Here is a 14,233-nt window from a genome sequence, read left to right as displayed (position 1 = left end):
AAGACACAGAAGGAAGGAGAAATTATGAGTTGGACTTTTGATAATAATCTTCCCATTTATTTACAAATCATGGACAGGATAAAACTACAAATCATCTCCAATCAACTGCATGCTGGCGAAAAGCTACCTGCTGTTAGAGAATTGGCTGCTGAAGCGGGGGTCAATCCAAATACAATCCAGCGTGCTTTATCTGACTTGGAAAAGGAAGGGTTTGTCTATTCTCAACGAACATCAGGACGTTTCGTCACAGATAACCGCGACTTGATTTTACAAGCAAGACAAAAACTTTCTGAGGAGGAAGTAAGAAAATTTGTAGAAAATATGACTCGCTTCGGTTATCACAAAGAAGAATTACCAACTATCATTGCAGATTATATAAAAGGAGTTTAGTAAATGGTATTACTTGCATTTGAAAACGTCTCAAAATCATATGGCAGCACACCTGCTTTAGAGCACATCAATTTTGAAATTGAAGCTGGAAAAATTATAGGATTGCTTGGTCCAAATGGCTCTGGAAAAACAACCATGATAAAACTAATCAACGGTTTACTTCAACCAAATAACGGAAAAATCCTCATCGACGGGCTTCAACCGTCGTCAGAAACTAAGAAAATCGTATCTTATTTGCCAGATACGACCTATCTGAATGAAAATATGAAAGTCAAAGATGCTTTGCAGTATTTTCAATCTTTCTATGCAGACTTTGAGATAGAGCGTGCACAGGCACTCTTGCAAGATCTTCATATTGACGAAAATTTGACATTCAAAAAATTGTCTAAAGGAAACAAGGAAAAAGTTCAGTTGATTTTAGTCATGAGCCGCCAAGCCAAACTGTATGTTCTGGATGAACCTATTGGAGGGGTTGACCCAGCAGCGCGGGACTACATTCTAAAGACGATTATCAACAATTACTCACCTAGCGCTTCTGTTCTCATTTCAACACATTTGATTTCAGATATTGAACCAATCCTAGATGAAATCATCTTTATTGATAATGGCAAGATTGTTCGACAAGGGAATGTAGATGATATTCGCTATGAGTCTGGTGAATCTATTGACCAGCTCTTCCGCCAAGAATTTAAGTCTTAGAACAAAGGAGATTGACTATGTTTTGGAATTTATTAAAATATGAATTTAAAAATGTAAATAAGTGGTATTTAGGATTATATGGAATCGTACTCTTTCTATCTATTAGTATTGGACTTTGGCTAAGACATTTTGCAAATGGAAGGAACTTTTTCGACCGTTTGCAGTCTTCTACTAATGAAGCAGGGAGTATGACAAGTACTTTCTTCGGTTTAACAATGCTGATTTTCTCAGGTCTCCTTGTAGCACTTGCCATTTCAACACTCTTTCTGATTATTCGTCGCTTTAAAAATAGTGTTTATGAAAGAGAAGGATATCTAACGCTCACTTTACCAGTTAATGAACATCAAATTATCCTCTCAAAATTACTCGGTGCTGTTATATGGACGATTCTTAGCACACTTGCATTGTTTCTTAGTTTTGGAATCATTGTTCTTATCGTAGGGGTAGCTTCTCATACACAATTTGAAATGGGAACAGTTCTACAATTATTCGGCAATCACTTTTGGAAAATTGCTAGTGAACTATTGAAATCATTTGGATACTATCTTGTAGCCCTTATTCCAAATATCCTATTGATTTATCTCTCTATCTCTATTGGTCAACTTTTCCAAGACCACCGCACCGCTATAGCCTTTCTAGCTTATTTTGGAATTCAATTTGCTCTGATTATCGCTGCTAATCTATATGTTTCAGCTTTCCCATCGCTTTCAACTTCTTTAGGTAGTTTGAGCGGAGTCATAACCTCTCTTATTTTGGGGCTTATCTACTATACTGGAACGTATTACATCCTCAAAAATAAAGTGAATTTGCAGTAGATAACACAAGCTGATAGCAATACTTATATAAACAATAAAGTCATGAGATTCATCTTACTCATGACTTTTTTATTATGTGACTTTCAGTCCGTCTCGCGGCCTTCGGTGCGAGACAAATAAATAGTTCATCTAAAATTTAGTTTGAAAATTCATCTTTTTCTATCAGATAATCATAAATTTCCTGCACAGTTCCTAGAGCCATAAGCTCCTGCTCCTTGACTGTTTTCTTCAGTTCTTGATAAATATGGCTGTTTTCAATAGCTTTTTTTTCTGCTTTTTTGTTTACTTGCATCACTCCATCTTGAATTGTCACAAAGTCCAGCTCTTCAAATATCTGAATCATCTTTATGAGTAGAATTGGGTCAATCTTGAGATAAGCAGCCAGTTCTTTGAGCTTATAACGAATGTCAAACTCTGGAAATTGATAAATTGTTTTATAGAGTTTGGCAAACTGGTCTCTCGTTCCGAAACCTGTCAGATAATAGGGCTGAGCAATCTCATTTTTAAAGTAAATTGCTTCAAAATGTCCTTGCTGAATGATTACTTTGAGCTGATTTAGGCGTTCAGGCAAGTCATACACCACAACTGCTCTGCTCTTTTCCAAATTAGGCATTTCTTCTGAAAAACGCAGGACGGGCACATTTTCAGGCAAAGGAGCATTTTTACCTCGGATATTAAAGAGCTGAATCCCATTGACCCTAGCATCCACCAGCATAAGCTGGAGACTAGTTTGACCATTCCATTTATTGACCGACAGAGTAACCGCCAGCTCTAAGTTTTTAGTTTGGGAAAATTCTGTCGCAAGATTACCTAGACCAAAAGCTACGACCTCAAAAACTGCGTCAGCCTGAGAAATTTTCAGCTTAAGGTGAGTATTCCCTGCTCCCATGGTGCGGGCATTTTCAATTTTAAAATCTTTCAAATAAAAAACAGGCTTTTTATTGTCCATGCCAAAAGGAGCTAACTTTTCAAAGTTTTTGAGGGTCTCTAGTGTCAAATCTGGCAAGGATAATTCCTCATCCAAAAAGAGCTCATTCTTAGTGGACAAATCCACTTGATTATCTTCAATATATGCTACCAAAACCTGGCTGAGTGCTTCTAACTTGCTGGCCTCTAGAGTCATCCCAGCTGCCCCTGCATGCCCACCAAAAGCCACAAATAAATCTCGATGAGGGTCTAACGCTTCAAAAATATCAACTGCTTCAATGCTGCGAGCGCTGCCTTTTGCTAATCCATTCTCAATATTCAAGACGATGACCGGCTGGTGTAATTCTTCCAAAAACCGACCTGCCACAATTCCCAAAACACCTGGATTCCAACCTTCACCGGCTAGAACCTGAACAGGTTTATTGAGATCAACCATGGTCTTGGCTTCATCATAGATCTTCTGAACAATTTCTTTGCGCTCTTCATTTTTATGGTTAATCATAAGGGCAATGTCACGCGCTTCTTCCTCATCAAAGCCCGTCAGAAGTTCAATAGCAGGATTTGGATCATCAAGTCGACCTAGAGCATTGAGTCTGGGAGCTATCTGAAAACCAACTGTTTCTTCATCCACTTCATTTTCCTGAATACCTGCAATCTTAAAAAGCTCCTGCAAGCCGATTCGTTGAGTGTTTTTGAGGACACTTAGCCCATATTTGACCAGAATGCGATTTTCATCTGTTAGGCTGACCATATCTGCAATAGTTCCAATAGCGACTATATCTAGCAACTCTACTTGTACTTCCTCTAAAAGAGCAGTCGCTAACTTAAAAGCTACACCGCAACCAGCTAAATGCTTAAAAGGATAATCAGCTTCCGGATGTTCTGGGTGAATAATTGCATAAGCATCAGGAAGTACCTCTGGCATAGAATGGTGATCCGTCACAATGACATCCACTCCCATAGACTGAGCTAGTTCGATTGCTTCATGTCCTGCAACTCCATTATCCACTGTAACGATGAGTGAAATTCCCTGATTTTCAATAAAATACTTGTAAACACTTGCGTTAGGACCATAACCGTCTGTAAATCGATTGGGCAAATAGACCTGACACTCTGCTCCAAGTTGTTCTAGTGCTTCTTTAACAATAGAAGCCGAAGTCATGCCATCCGCATCATAATCTCCATAAATCAAGATCTGCTCATAATTTTCAATCGCTTGACGAATGCGCGTCACTGCCTTATCCATATCATGCAGTTCATAAGGATCATGCAGCTGGTCCAAACTAGGCTCTAGAAAATCTCGCAGTGCTTCTTCTGTCTGGATTCCTCTCTGGTAGACCAGATTAGCTACCGAAGCCTCCAAGCCAAGTTTTTTAGCTTTTTTAATAAAGCTCTCATCTGAAAAATTTGTGGCAATCTGCCAATCATATTTTGATGTAATCATGCTTTTATCTTTCTGTTGCAATATAAAGTCTATTATAACACGAAAAGACTAGCTTTCACTAGCCCAAACCTCCAATTTTATACACAAGCATTTATCTAATAGCTTTTACCTCTATAAATCAAACCCGTGCAATTCAAATCCGACAGTTCCCGAAATCCTAAAGAGCGATAAAAGGCTAAATTTTTGTCTGACTGCTCTGTTATTAGCTGAATCTGATAAACATCTGCAAATGTCTCCAGCGTTTGCCGAACCAATTCTCGACCGATACCTCGGCGCTGATAAGACGGAAAAACTAACAAGTCCTGAATGAAAACACTAGAAAATCCGTCTCCGACTGCTCGAAGGAGACCAACTAACTGTTCCCCATCATAGGCTGATACAGTAAACAGTGAATGCTGAAATGCTTGCTCTAACATATCTGCTCGTTCTGTATAGTTAGTCCAGCTAACAGATTGGTAAAGCGGAAGCAAGTCTTCAATAGCAATTTGTCTATTTGCAAAGTAACGAATCATTCTTGTCTCCTTTTTGCAGCCAAATATGTTGAAAAGCAGCAATATCACGATAAGGAGACTGTTGGCAAACTGCAAGCTCTATCTTCAACATCTTTTCTCGCCAAGCGACTGCTGTTTTAACTGCATTGTCTTGCAAGCCATAAAAAATTCGAATTCCTTGATAATTCTGAACAGTCAATTCAGACGTGACCTTTTGTAATAAGTCTGCTAAATCATAATAGGTTGCTTGTCCCATTGTATGTGATTGATAAGACTGCCCTGATAATAAATCTAACGCTAAATTCGTATCATTTGCAAACACTACTGTCTGCATAATTCGCCCCACTTCATTGTGCTTAACGAGCGAAATTTGTCCGCCTTTTTTCAACAATCTGCTAAATTCAGCTAGATAAAGAGCTGGTTCATCCACATACTCCAGAACATTGTGGCAAATGATAAGGTCAAAACGAGCACTTGGAATTCCCTTCAACATTTCTAGACTGCCTTGTAGTTGCTGATAATGGAAATTCTGCTGACGTTCTGCAATCATCTCGTCATTTGGTTCTATAGCTATTACCTGATTGTTTTGTGCCAAAAAATCCGCCACCAAACCAAAACCACTCCCAAAATCTAATACCTTTTTATTTTTTATATGTGCTAACTGAGCAAATAGAATCTCATAATAAAGCTTCCCCCATGCTTGATTTAAAAATTCCTTGTAAGCTGCCACGTCCATAAACGTCTCCTACTTATAATTGAACATTTTACTAGCTAGTCTGTCACCAAGGTTGGGAAAAAGCGTATAGAGCTTGTGAGCCGCCTTCAGTGTGAAAGGCATGATCAACTCTCGCTGCTTTTTCCCAAAATTGTTCACAATCTGCTTAGCAACAGTATCTGCTTCTAAAATGTATTTATCAACCGCCTTGACATAACTGCCGTCAGGGTCAGCTTTGTCGAAGAAAGCCGTCTTAATCGGTCCTGGATTAACCGTCGTCACATAGACATTGTAAGGCATCAACTCTAAACGCAAAGCATTGGAAAAACCGATAGCCGCAAACTTAGTAGCTGAGTAGAGACTAGATTTAGCACTAGCAATCAACCCAGCTGTACTAACAATATTAACAATGTACCCACGTCCCGCTTGCTTCATTCTCTCCCCAAAGAGACGAGATAGATTCATAAGAGCAAAGGTATTAACTTCAAACATGGCATGAATATCCTCGTTGCTAATCTTGTCAAATTCTTCAAAAATCCCGTAACCAGCATTGTTGACTAGAACATCCACCTGAGCATACTTCTGGTAAATTTCTTCAGTAAAAGCTTCTAAAGTTTTGTAATCCGTAATATCCAACTCAACGAATTCGCAATGCGTATGATTTGAATAAAGTTTTGTTAATTTTTCTTGACTGCGTCCCACTAAAATCAGCTGGTCATTTGGCAACAACTTCACCATTTCCTGAGCGACACCGCCACTAGCCCCTGTAATAACAATTGTTCGCATGTGTCCTCCTTATTTTTCTTCTAAAAAATCCGTTTGGTTTTCAACCTCAAAAACAAGCGTTTTTGTATTCAATAGACTAATGCTGCAATGTTTGACGTGGAATAGATTGCTTTTATTCGTCCATTCTATCTGGTTCACTAAATGATAGATAATGTTAATCACTCCACCATGTGTGACCACAATTTGTGTCTCATCTGAGTTATGATTTTCCTTCAAAAAAAGTTCAAACCAAGTTTTTATCCGTTGATAAAATTCTCTCGGACTTTCTCCATTTGGATAATGTTCGTCCATTGCAAGACTTCTAAAATAAAGACGAGGAAATTTTTGATCAGCCTCGCTATTTAACATTCCTGCCAAATCGCCATTATTCGTTTCGCGTAAGTCTCTTTCTTTCTCCAATGGCAGTTGAATTGTCTCTGCTAAAATTGTTGCAGTTGTCTCAGCTCTTTTTAAATCACTCGTAATAATTTTCGTAAAGTGATAGTCTTCTTTGTGTTGTGCTAAATAATCCGCCAAAGCTTCGGCTTCTCTTTTCCCCTCAGGAAGCAAATCAAGCTGACTCCAGCCACCTCTGTGTTGATCAGAATCTTTCCCATGTCTGACAAATAATATGTTCATGATTTCCTATTTCCTTTAAATTTTAAGAATTATCCTTGCCAAAATTTCATAGTTCTACTTCTTCTAAATCCTTGACCAAGTGAACGTTCTTAAAAATGGAACTGGCATCTCTGCGCATTTGACCTATATCTTTTGATAGAAAGCGTGCGCTAATATGATTGAGAAGGAGGCGCTTGACACCAGCTTCTTTAGCAACTTCTGCTGCTTGTAGATTGGTAGAGTGACCGTGATTGCGAGCGATTTTCTCATCTCCTTTACCATAAGTGGATTCGTGCACCAAAACATCTGCATTGACAGCCAGTCGCACGCTGGCATTTGTTTTACGCGTATCACCTAGAATAGTGATGATTTTCCCAGGTCGCGGAGCTGAAATGTAATCTGCTGCTATAATCTTCGTCCCGTCCTCTAGCACTACATCTTCTCCATTTTTTACCTTACCAAAGAGAGGGCCAAAAGGAACACCTGCGACTTTCAATTTCTCAGCATCCAATGTACCTTCCAAATCTTTCTGCATAATGCGGTAACCCACACAAAAAATACTGTGGTCTAGTTTCTCTGCATAAACTGTAAATTTATCAGTTTCTAAAATTTTCCCTAAACTTTTTTCGTCAAACTCATGAAAACGAATCCGATAAGGCAGGCGAGACCCCGACACACGCAGACTTGTCATGACAAAACTTTTGATGCCAACTGGTCCATAAATTTCCAAATCTGTCTGTTTTTCATTAGCCTGAAAAGAGCGAGTAGCCAAAAAACCCGGCAGGCCAAAAATATGATCCCCATGCAGATGAGTAATAAAAATTTTTCTGATTTTGCGCGGTCGAATCGCTGTCTCTAAAATACGATTCTGAGTTCCTTCGCCACAATCAAACATCCAGATTTCATTGATTTCATCCAATAGTTTCAAAACCAGACTAGAAACATTCCGAGCCTTAGAAGGCTGACCAGCTCCTGTGCCTAAAAATTGTAGTTGCATATTTTTCTTTCTATTTTTCTTTAATATAAATCATAGCAGAGCGATTCTGCGAGCGATAGTAAAGCTGACCAGCATAGTCTTGAGCCAACTGGATTAGCTCTTCCTGATTGTACCCTTCCAGTTTCAGGCGACCATCTGCTAGCTTATAAAGATCTGTCAGAGCAGAGAGCGGCTGCTTTTGGACTACTTCTTCAGGAATTGCTGGTATCATCCGAATGACATTTTCCTCTTCATAAACCAGATAGTTAGGAAAAATCTGAGCAATTTCAAAAAGCAAATTGGGCTCAATTTCCTCTGGAGTTTCCGGAAAAATCAAGCCAGTTTCGACTTCATTTTCAAAGCAGAAACCATAAGACCTACCTGAAAGATTCAAGCGAATAAAAGGCTTTTCCTCTTCAAAGTTAGGGTGGTCGTTAAAAAGAGCCAATTCTTTACTTAATTCTAAAAAATAATCCGTTGCAGCTTCCGGACTCTTTTTTTGATAGAGTTCCGAAAAATACGCATTTATAACACTTGGCGGTGGTGTGATAAAGGTCAACTTTTGCGAATCGGACAACTTGTCCAAAACCTTTCCTAGATAAACACGGTCTAAGCTCGTGAAACCGCCATATTTAAGTGCTAATTTGATATAATCAGTCATAAAATTCTTCTAGTCTCCATTTATTCTTTTCTGCTATATGGCCAGAAATTGTTTCACTTTCTTCCAGATACTCTCTCTTATCAATGATTGCCAGACTTTCTAATTCATGTAACTTATAAGCCTTGCTAGGACTAACCTTGATACGAAAAGGGACAAAGAGTTCTCTCATCTTATTCAACAGAGCATTCTGCAAAATTGCTCTGCTATTTTCATTTTTCGCCGAAATCAGGGCATAGGGAGTTAAGGTTGGAGTGAAATTCTCTACTTTGTCTGCTTTATTATAGAGGGTCAAGCGAGGAATATCTAGCATATCCAAGTCCTTCATAATAGTCAAGACTGTTTTTTCATGCTCTTCGTGGTTAGGGTCGCTAGCGTCAATCACATGAACCAAAAGGTCCACATTTTTGCTCTCTTCTAAAGTAGATTTGAAGCTAGATACTAGCTCGGTCGGTAAGTCTTGAATAAAGCCGACTGTATCCGTCAAGGTCACATTGAGCCTGCCTGTCAGATTGACACTTTTGGTTGTCGCATCCAAAGTAGCAAAGAGTTCGTCCGCCTCATATTGGCTCTTGTTGGTCAAGATATTCATAATGGTAGATTTTCCAGCATTGGTGTAGCCAATCAGACCGACTTTAAAAACACTGGAGTCCAGACGTTTCTCCCGTACAGTTGCGCGGCTTTTCTCTACAATTTTGAGTTGGCGCTCAATATCGTGGATCTGATTGCGAACACTACGACGATTGAGTTCCAACTGACTTTCACCAGGACCGCGGGAACCAATTCCCCCTGCCTGACGGCTAAGCATAATCCCCTGTCCGACCAAGCGAGGCAAAAGATATTTAAGTTGAGCCAAGTGAACTTGAAGTTTTCCTTCGTGGCTTCTAGCCCGCATAGCAAAAATATCCAAAATTAATTGCATGCGATCAATAACCTTAACCCCTAGAATTTCTTCCAAATTGATATTCTGGCGAGGTGTCAGACGATTATTGACAATGACGGTGGAAATCTCATCTGCTTCTACCATACGCTTGATTTCTTCTAATTTTCCAGCACCAACAAAAGTCTTGCTGTCATACTTCTCTCGTTTCTGAGTGTAAGAGGAAACCACCTGAGCACCAGCAGTCTTGGCTAAACTGGCTAATTCTTCCATAGACATAGCAAAATTAGCCGCCCCCTGCAATTCTACTCCGATGAGGATCACTCGTTCCTGCTGTTTTTCTGTTTCAATCATTCAAAAATTCCTCTATATCCTGCATGATCCGTTTTTGGGCATTCGGATCTGAGACCTGATAAAAAGTAGCATTCATGCGATTTCTAAACCAGGTTAGCTGTCGTTTGGCAAAGCGACGAGTATTTTGTTTGAGTTTATTGATAGCTTCCTCCAAGGTCAACTCTCCAGCAAAGTAGGAGAAAAGTTCCTTGTAGCCAATTCCTTTGCTGGCTTGGACATGTGGATAGTTGTCATAGAGCCACTTTGCCTCTTCTAAAAGACCAGCCTTCAGCATTAGATCTACTCGCTGATTGATACGCTCATAAAGAACTTCTCTGTCATCGTTCAGACAAACCAGCAGGGCTTCATAGTCAGGCTGTTTGTTTTCAAGTTCATTCCCAAAATGAGCAATTTCCAGCGCTCGCATAGCTCTCCTACGGTTAATCTGGGAAATTTCCAATCCAAGCTCTGCTATTTTGCCAAATAGTTCCTCATCATTCAAAGTATCTAGCTCGGCTCGATAAGCTAAAATCTCCTCATGAGAAGCTGAACCACCCAGATGATATCCTTCCAGCAAACTTTGAATGTAAAGCCCCGTTCCGCCTGCAATAATCGGCAGTTTCCCTTTTGCTACAATCATCTCAATAGCAGCCTCGGACTCCTTTACAAAATCAAAAGCCGAATAAGACTCGGTCACTTCCCGTACATCTATCAAATAATGAGGAATCTCCTCCTGCTCATCTGGAGTGACTTTAGCCGTTCCGATGTCCAGTTTTCTATAAACTTGCTGACTATCACCACTAATAATCTCACCATTGAAACGTTTTGCGAGGTCTATGCTGAGAGCTGTTTTTCCGACAGCAGTTGGTCCTACAATTACAATTATCTTGGTTTTCATCTTTTCCCTTGAAAAAAATTTAATTTTTCGTTACTATATATTATAACATAAATAAAGTTCAGAAAAGGAGAAATCTCATGGCTAAAGGATTTGTTAAAGGTGTTGTAACTGGCGTAGCTGGTACTGTTGCTGCTGTTGCAGGTGCAGTTTATACATTCAAGAAAAAAGTGATTGAACCTGAAGAAAAGAAAGCAGCTTTCATCGAAGAAAACCGTAAAAAAGCAGCTCGCAAACGTGTATCACACTAAAAATCATTCATTTCATATAAAAACTCCAATGGATAACTCACTAGAAAAATGAGTATCTGTTGGAGTTTTTTTACACGTTCTTTCTCATACTATAAAAGATAGTTTTTTATTCATAACGCAAGGATTCGATTGGATCCAATTTAGAAGCCTTATTAGCCGGCAAAATACCGAAAACAATCCCGATAGTTGCAGAAAAGAGCACACTTCCGACAGCAGATACTGTCGTAATGGTAGGTGGAGCTCCGAAAAATGCATCCAAACTATGACCGATAAATGCCACGATAAGAGCTGCTAAAGCAAGCCCAATCAAACCGCCAATCGCTGTCAACACCATTGACTCAATGACAAATTGCATCAAGATATTACCACGTGTGGCTCCAAGGGCTTTCCGAAGACCGATTTCACGGGTTCGTTCTGTTACCGATACAAGCATAATATTCATGACACCGATACCACCAACGAGAAGTGCTATCCCGGCAATCGCTCCAAAAACCACTTGCACAATGGCAACCTGACTTTGGATCGCAGCCAATTGACTGGCTTGATCAAACATCTGGTACTCGCCTTCTCTCACACCAGACAATTTTGTCATCAAGCGCGCAGCTGCACTTCCGTCTTTCAGCACATCATCTAATTTTTTAACATGTACCACGACATTCATAATCTCAGCAACATTGTATTCAGCTGCCAACTGAGTGTTAGCCATTAGTAAATTTCCGTTGTTCATATTGGCTAAGCGATTTCGCGTTTCATTTGGATCTTTATAAACCCCAATCACACGGTAATTATTAGATCCTAGCTGGACAATCTGATTGAGCGCCTTATCTGCACCTCCAAAAAGAATATCAGCTAGTTTCGTATCCAGTAATACAACTCTTGCAAACGTTTGATAATCATTTGATTTCAATGTCCGTCCTGCAACGATTTGGTATTTCTTTACCGTAAAGTAAGTGGAATTGATACCTGTTATAGGAATATTATCCGCCTTTTTCTTACCATAATTTACTGTAGCGGTTGTGTTATTTGTAACATAATAATTGTCAATTCCGTTAATATCATTAACCGCCTGCTTGACCCAAACTTCTTGGATTTGAGGCTCTTCTTCTGTCGAAACTGTCTCATCACCATTTCCACTTTCAGCATCGTCACGCATCTCTTGATACGTCATAACACCATCACCATTTTTACTTCTCTTGTGTGAGTAAAATAAGGAAACATCTTGCTGTGCACCACCCAGAACATCTGTGAAGGCATTGGACATACCACTTCCTAGAGCCACAATAACCACAACAGACATAACACCAATGATAATGCCCAACATCGTTAAGAAAGAGCGCATTTTATGCCCCATAATGGAGTTGATTGCAAATTTCCAATTCTGCATCATGCTTCTCCTTTCTTACTGTCTGACGAGATGACACCGTCTCGAATAACGATTTGTCGTTTTGCAAAGGCTGCAATCTCAGGCTCATGAGTGACCATGATAATGGTTTTTCCTTCACGATTTAGCTCCGTCAGCAATTCCATAATTTGCTCACCCGTCTTGGTATCCAAGGCTCCCGTCGGCTCATCTGCTAAGATAATGGAAGGATGATTGACCAAGGCACGCGCAATAGCCACCCGTTGCTTTTGCCCACCAGAAAGTTCTGATGGTAAATGGTGCATCCGCGTTTCTAACTCAACTTTTTTAAGATATTGCTCTGCTAAAGCTTTCCGTTTGGATTGAGAAACCCCTGCATAAATCAAAGGAAGTTCTACATTTTGAAGAGCATTTAATTTTGACAAAAGGAAGAATTGTTGGAAAACGAAGCCAATCTGCTGATTACGCACTTTGGCTAGCTTTTTCTCACTAAGCTTGGCAACTTCTTCACCTTCCAAGTAATATTCGCCACTCGTTGGGCGATCCAACATACCAATGATATTCATCAAGGTTGACTTTCCTGAGCCAGAAGGCCCCATAATCGCAACAAATTCACCTTCTTCAACTTCTAAATGAACATCTTTCAAAACTTGAAGCTCTTGATCTCCATTGCGGTAACTTTTGCTAACATTTTTTAAATCAATGAGTTTCTTCATACGATTTCACCTCTTGACCGTCTTTCAAGCTATCTGTTGGATTGGTGATAACTTTACTATCTTTTGTCAAACCAGATGAGATTTCTTGATTTTTAGCATCTGCATTTCCTAGTATCACTTGCACTTTTTTTGCAGTTCCTTTTTCTAGTGTCCAAACATAGTTTTTATTGTTTTCAGAAACAACGCTGCTGACCGGAACTAGAATCCCTCTTGTATTGTTTTTTACTTCAACATTGACGGAAAATCCTTGCTTCAAATCACCAATTTCGCTTGTAATATCTACTGTATAGGGGTATTTTGCTCCTGAATTTGCAGTACCTGTACCAGCTGCTGCTGTATTTTGACTGTCTTTTGGATAATTTGAGATATAGCTGATTTTCCCAGTCCATTTCTTATCTGGATAGACCTTGGACGTAATTGTTACTTCTTGCCCGACCGAAAGATTTGCCAGATTGTACTCAGATAATTCTCCCTTCACTTGGAGGTTGCCGTTATTGACAATATGAACGAGTGTTTGATTAGTACCTGTCGTAGATTTAGAAACATCACGATTGACTTCTACTACAGTTCCATTATTTGTACTGGTGACAGTCGTTGCATCTAGTAATGCCTGTGCTTTATTGATATTGTCCACAGCATCTGCGCGATTGTCCTGCAAATCGTTTAATTGAGAATCCACCGAACGTTTTGCAGACGCAGTTGTTTTATTATCTGCCGCTTCATCACCCGTCACATCAACAGTTGTTCCATACGTTTTCAAATCATAAATTTGGCGATCAATCTTGTTTAAAGCACGAACAGCAGCATCATATGCAGCTTGTGCTTCAACACTCTTGTATTGAACTAAAGCTTGTCCGGCTGTAACTTGATCTCCAACATTTACAAGAACATTATCCAAATCGCCCTTTGTCCCGTCATAGTAGACATATTGCTCATTGTTAGTCGCAACATTTCCTGACAGCAAAACAGATGAAGCAACTGACCCTTCTTTTGCTTTCTGCACTTGAATCGTTTCTTCTTTATCTTTATCAGTAGTACTATTACCATTAAACAATAACATCGTACCTATCGCTCCTAAAACGACGACCACAGTTACACCAATCAAGCTGTACAACTGCCACTTTTTCAATTTTTTCATCTCTTTCTCCTCCTGATGAAAACGGTCTATTTTTATATTATAACACATACGATTAAAAATAAGATAACATCTATAAGAAATCCTTTACTCTTTTAACATCCGTCTCCCTTCTTTCTAGTTATTTTATATTGTGTTAAATATATAATACAATAATACGATTGA

The 14,233-nt window shown here is 39.4% G+C and carries 16 protein-coding genes; 4 read left to right on the top strand and 12 right to left on the bottom strand.

The features are described 5' to 3' along the window. Positions 1-24: 24 nt before the first annotated feature. The 3 genes from HMPREF2574_RS00625 to HMPREF2574_RS00615 are packed head-to-tail and all read left to right on the top strand — an operon-like array spanning position 25 to position 1,904. A complete protein-coding gene (locus tag HMPREF2574_RS00625; RefSeq protein ID WP_003024106.1) occupies positions 25-390 on the top strand; it encodes a GntR family transcriptional regulator in 366 nt (121 codons plus the stop codon). 3 nt (positions 391-393) lie between these two features. Further along, on the top strand, positions 394-1,089 hold the full coding sequence (locus HMPREF2574_RS00620) for an ABC transporter ATP-binding protein (protein WP_070811286.1): 696 nt from the start codon (positions 394-396) through the stop codon (positions 1,087-1,089). Positions 1,090-1,106: 17 nt separating this feature from the next. Next, complete coding sequence (locus HMPREF2574_RS00615) at positions 1,107-1,904, top strand: ABC transporter (protein ID WP_024052377.1); 798 nt, start codon at positions 1,107-1,109, stop codon at positions 1,902-1,904. A gap of 136 nt (positions 1,905-2,040) precedes the next feature. Here HMPREF2574_RS00615 and recJ read toward each other — a convergent pair whose 3' ends face one another. The 9 genes from recJ to miaA all read right to left on the bottom strand — a co-directional run bounded on the left by recJ (position 2,041) and on the right by miaA (position 10,609). Further along, positions 2,041-4,275 (bottom strand): single-stranded-DNA-specific exonuclease RecJ, encoded by a 2,235-nt coding sequence (recJ, locus tag HMPREF2574_RS00610; RefSeq protein ID WP_070812044.1) that lies wholly within the window; start codon positions 4,273-4,275, stop codon positions 2,041-2,043. Positions 4,276-4,370: 95 nt separating this feature from the next. Further along, a complete protein-coding gene (locus HMPREF2574_RS00605) occupies positions 4,371-4,787 on the bottom strand; it encodes a GNAT family N-acetyltransferase (protein ID WP_070812043.1) in 417 nt (138 codons plus the stop codon). After that, positions 4,765-5,502 (bottom strand): class I SAM-dependent methyltransferase, encoded by a 738-nt coding sequence (locus HMPREF2574_RS00600; protein WP_070812042.1) that lies wholly within the window; start codon positions 5,500-5,502, stop codon positions 4,765-4,767. The genes HMPREF2574_RS00605 and HMPREF2574_RS00600 overlap by 23 nt, the downstream gene beginning before the upstream one ends. 9 nt (positions 5,503-5,511) lie before the next feature. After that, entirely contained in the window at positions 5,512-6,267 is a 756-nt protein-coding gene (locus HMPREF2574_RS00595) for an SDR family NAD(P)-dependent oxidoreductase (protein WP_070812041.1), read from the bottom strand. 9 nt (positions 6,268-6,276) lie between these two features. After that, positions 6,277-6,885, bottom strand: a complete 609-nt coding sequence (locus HMPREF2574_RS00590; protein ID WP_024052372.1) for a histidine phosphatase family protein — start codon at positions 6,883-6,885, stop codon at positions 6,277-6,279. Positions 6,886-6,931: 46 nt separating this feature from the next. Next, on the bottom strand, positions 6,932-7,861 hold the full coding sequence (rnz, locus tag HMPREF2574_RS00585; protein ID WP_070241726.1) for a ribonuclease Z: 930 nt from the start codon (positions 7,859-7,861) through the stop codon (positions 6,932-6,934). A 10-nt stretch (positions 7,862-7,871) separates the two neighbouring features. Further along, positions 7,872-8,501 carry a hypothetical protein gene (locus HMPREF2574_RS00580; protein ID WP_024052370.1) on the bottom strand — a complete coding sequence of 210 codons (630 nt, stop codon included), beginning with the start codon at positions 8,499-8,501 and terminating at the stop codon, positions 7,872-7,874. Further along, a complete protein-coding gene (gene hflX / locus HMPREF2574_RS00575) occupies positions 8,494-9,732 on the bottom strand; it encodes a GTPase HflX (RefSeq protein WP_070812040.1) in 1,239 nt (412 codons plus the stop codon). Before hflX ends, HMPREF2574_RS00580 begins: the two co-directional genes overlap by 8 nt. Further along, positions 9,725-10,609, bottom strand: coding sequence for a tRNA (adenosine(37)-N6)-dimethylallyltransferase MiaA (miaA, locus tag HMPREF2574_RS00570; RefSeq protein ID WP_024052368.1), 885 nt, complete (start codon positions 10,607-10,609; stop codon positions 9,725-9,727). The genes hflX and miaA overlap by 8 nt, the downstream gene beginning before the upstream one ends. Positions 10,610-10,686: 77 nt before the next feature. Here miaA and HMPREF2574_RS00565 point away from each other — a divergent pair, with 77 nt between their 5' ends. Then, entirely contained in the window at positions 10,687-10,857 is a 171-nt protein-coding gene (locus tag HMPREF2574_RS00565; RefSeq protein ID WP_003024081.1) for a DUF3042 family protein, read from the top strand. Between the two features lie 106 nt (positions 10,858-10,963). Here the strand turns inward: HMPREF2574_RS00565 and HMPREF2574_RS00560 are convergent, their stop codons facing one another. From HMPREF2574_RS00560 to HMPREF2574_RS00550, 3 genes are read right to left on the bottom strand one after another with little or no spacing between them, the layout of a single operon-like run. Then, the gene (locus HMPREF2574_RS00560; RefSeq protein ID WP_070811284.1) at positions 10,964-12,241 is read right to left on the bottom strand and encodes an ABC transporter permease; all 1,278 of its coding nucleotides are present in this window, start codon (positions 12,239-12,241) and stop codon (positions 10,964-10,966) included. Further along, complete coding sequence (locus tag HMPREF2574_RS00555; RefSeq protein WP_003024078.1) at positions 12,241-12,933, bottom strand: ABC transporter ATP-binding protein; 693 nt, start codon at positions 12,931-12,933, stop codon at positions 12,241-12,243. The genes HMPREF2574_RS00560 and HMPREF2574_RS00555 overlap by 1 nt, the downstream gene beginning before the upstream one ends. Beyond that, the gene (locus tag HMPREF2574_RS00550) at positions 12,917-14,071 is read right to left on the bottom strand and encodes an efflux RND transporter periplasmic adaptor subunit (RefSeq protein ID WP_070241728.1); all 1,155 of its coding nucleotides are present in this window, start codon (positions 14,069-14,071) and stop codon (positions 12,917-12,919) included. Before HMPREF2574_RS00550 ends, HMPREF2574_RS00555 begins: the two co-directional genes overlap by 17 nt. Positions 14,072-14,233: the final 162 nt, after the last annotated feature.

This window comes from Streptococcus sp. HMSC034E12 (assembly GCF_001835915.1).
Lineage (GTDB): Bacteria > Bacillota > Bacilli > Lactobacillales > Streptococcaceae > Streptococcus > Streptococcus vaginalis.
This window is presented reverse-complemented; position numbering and strand designations above follow the sequence as displayed.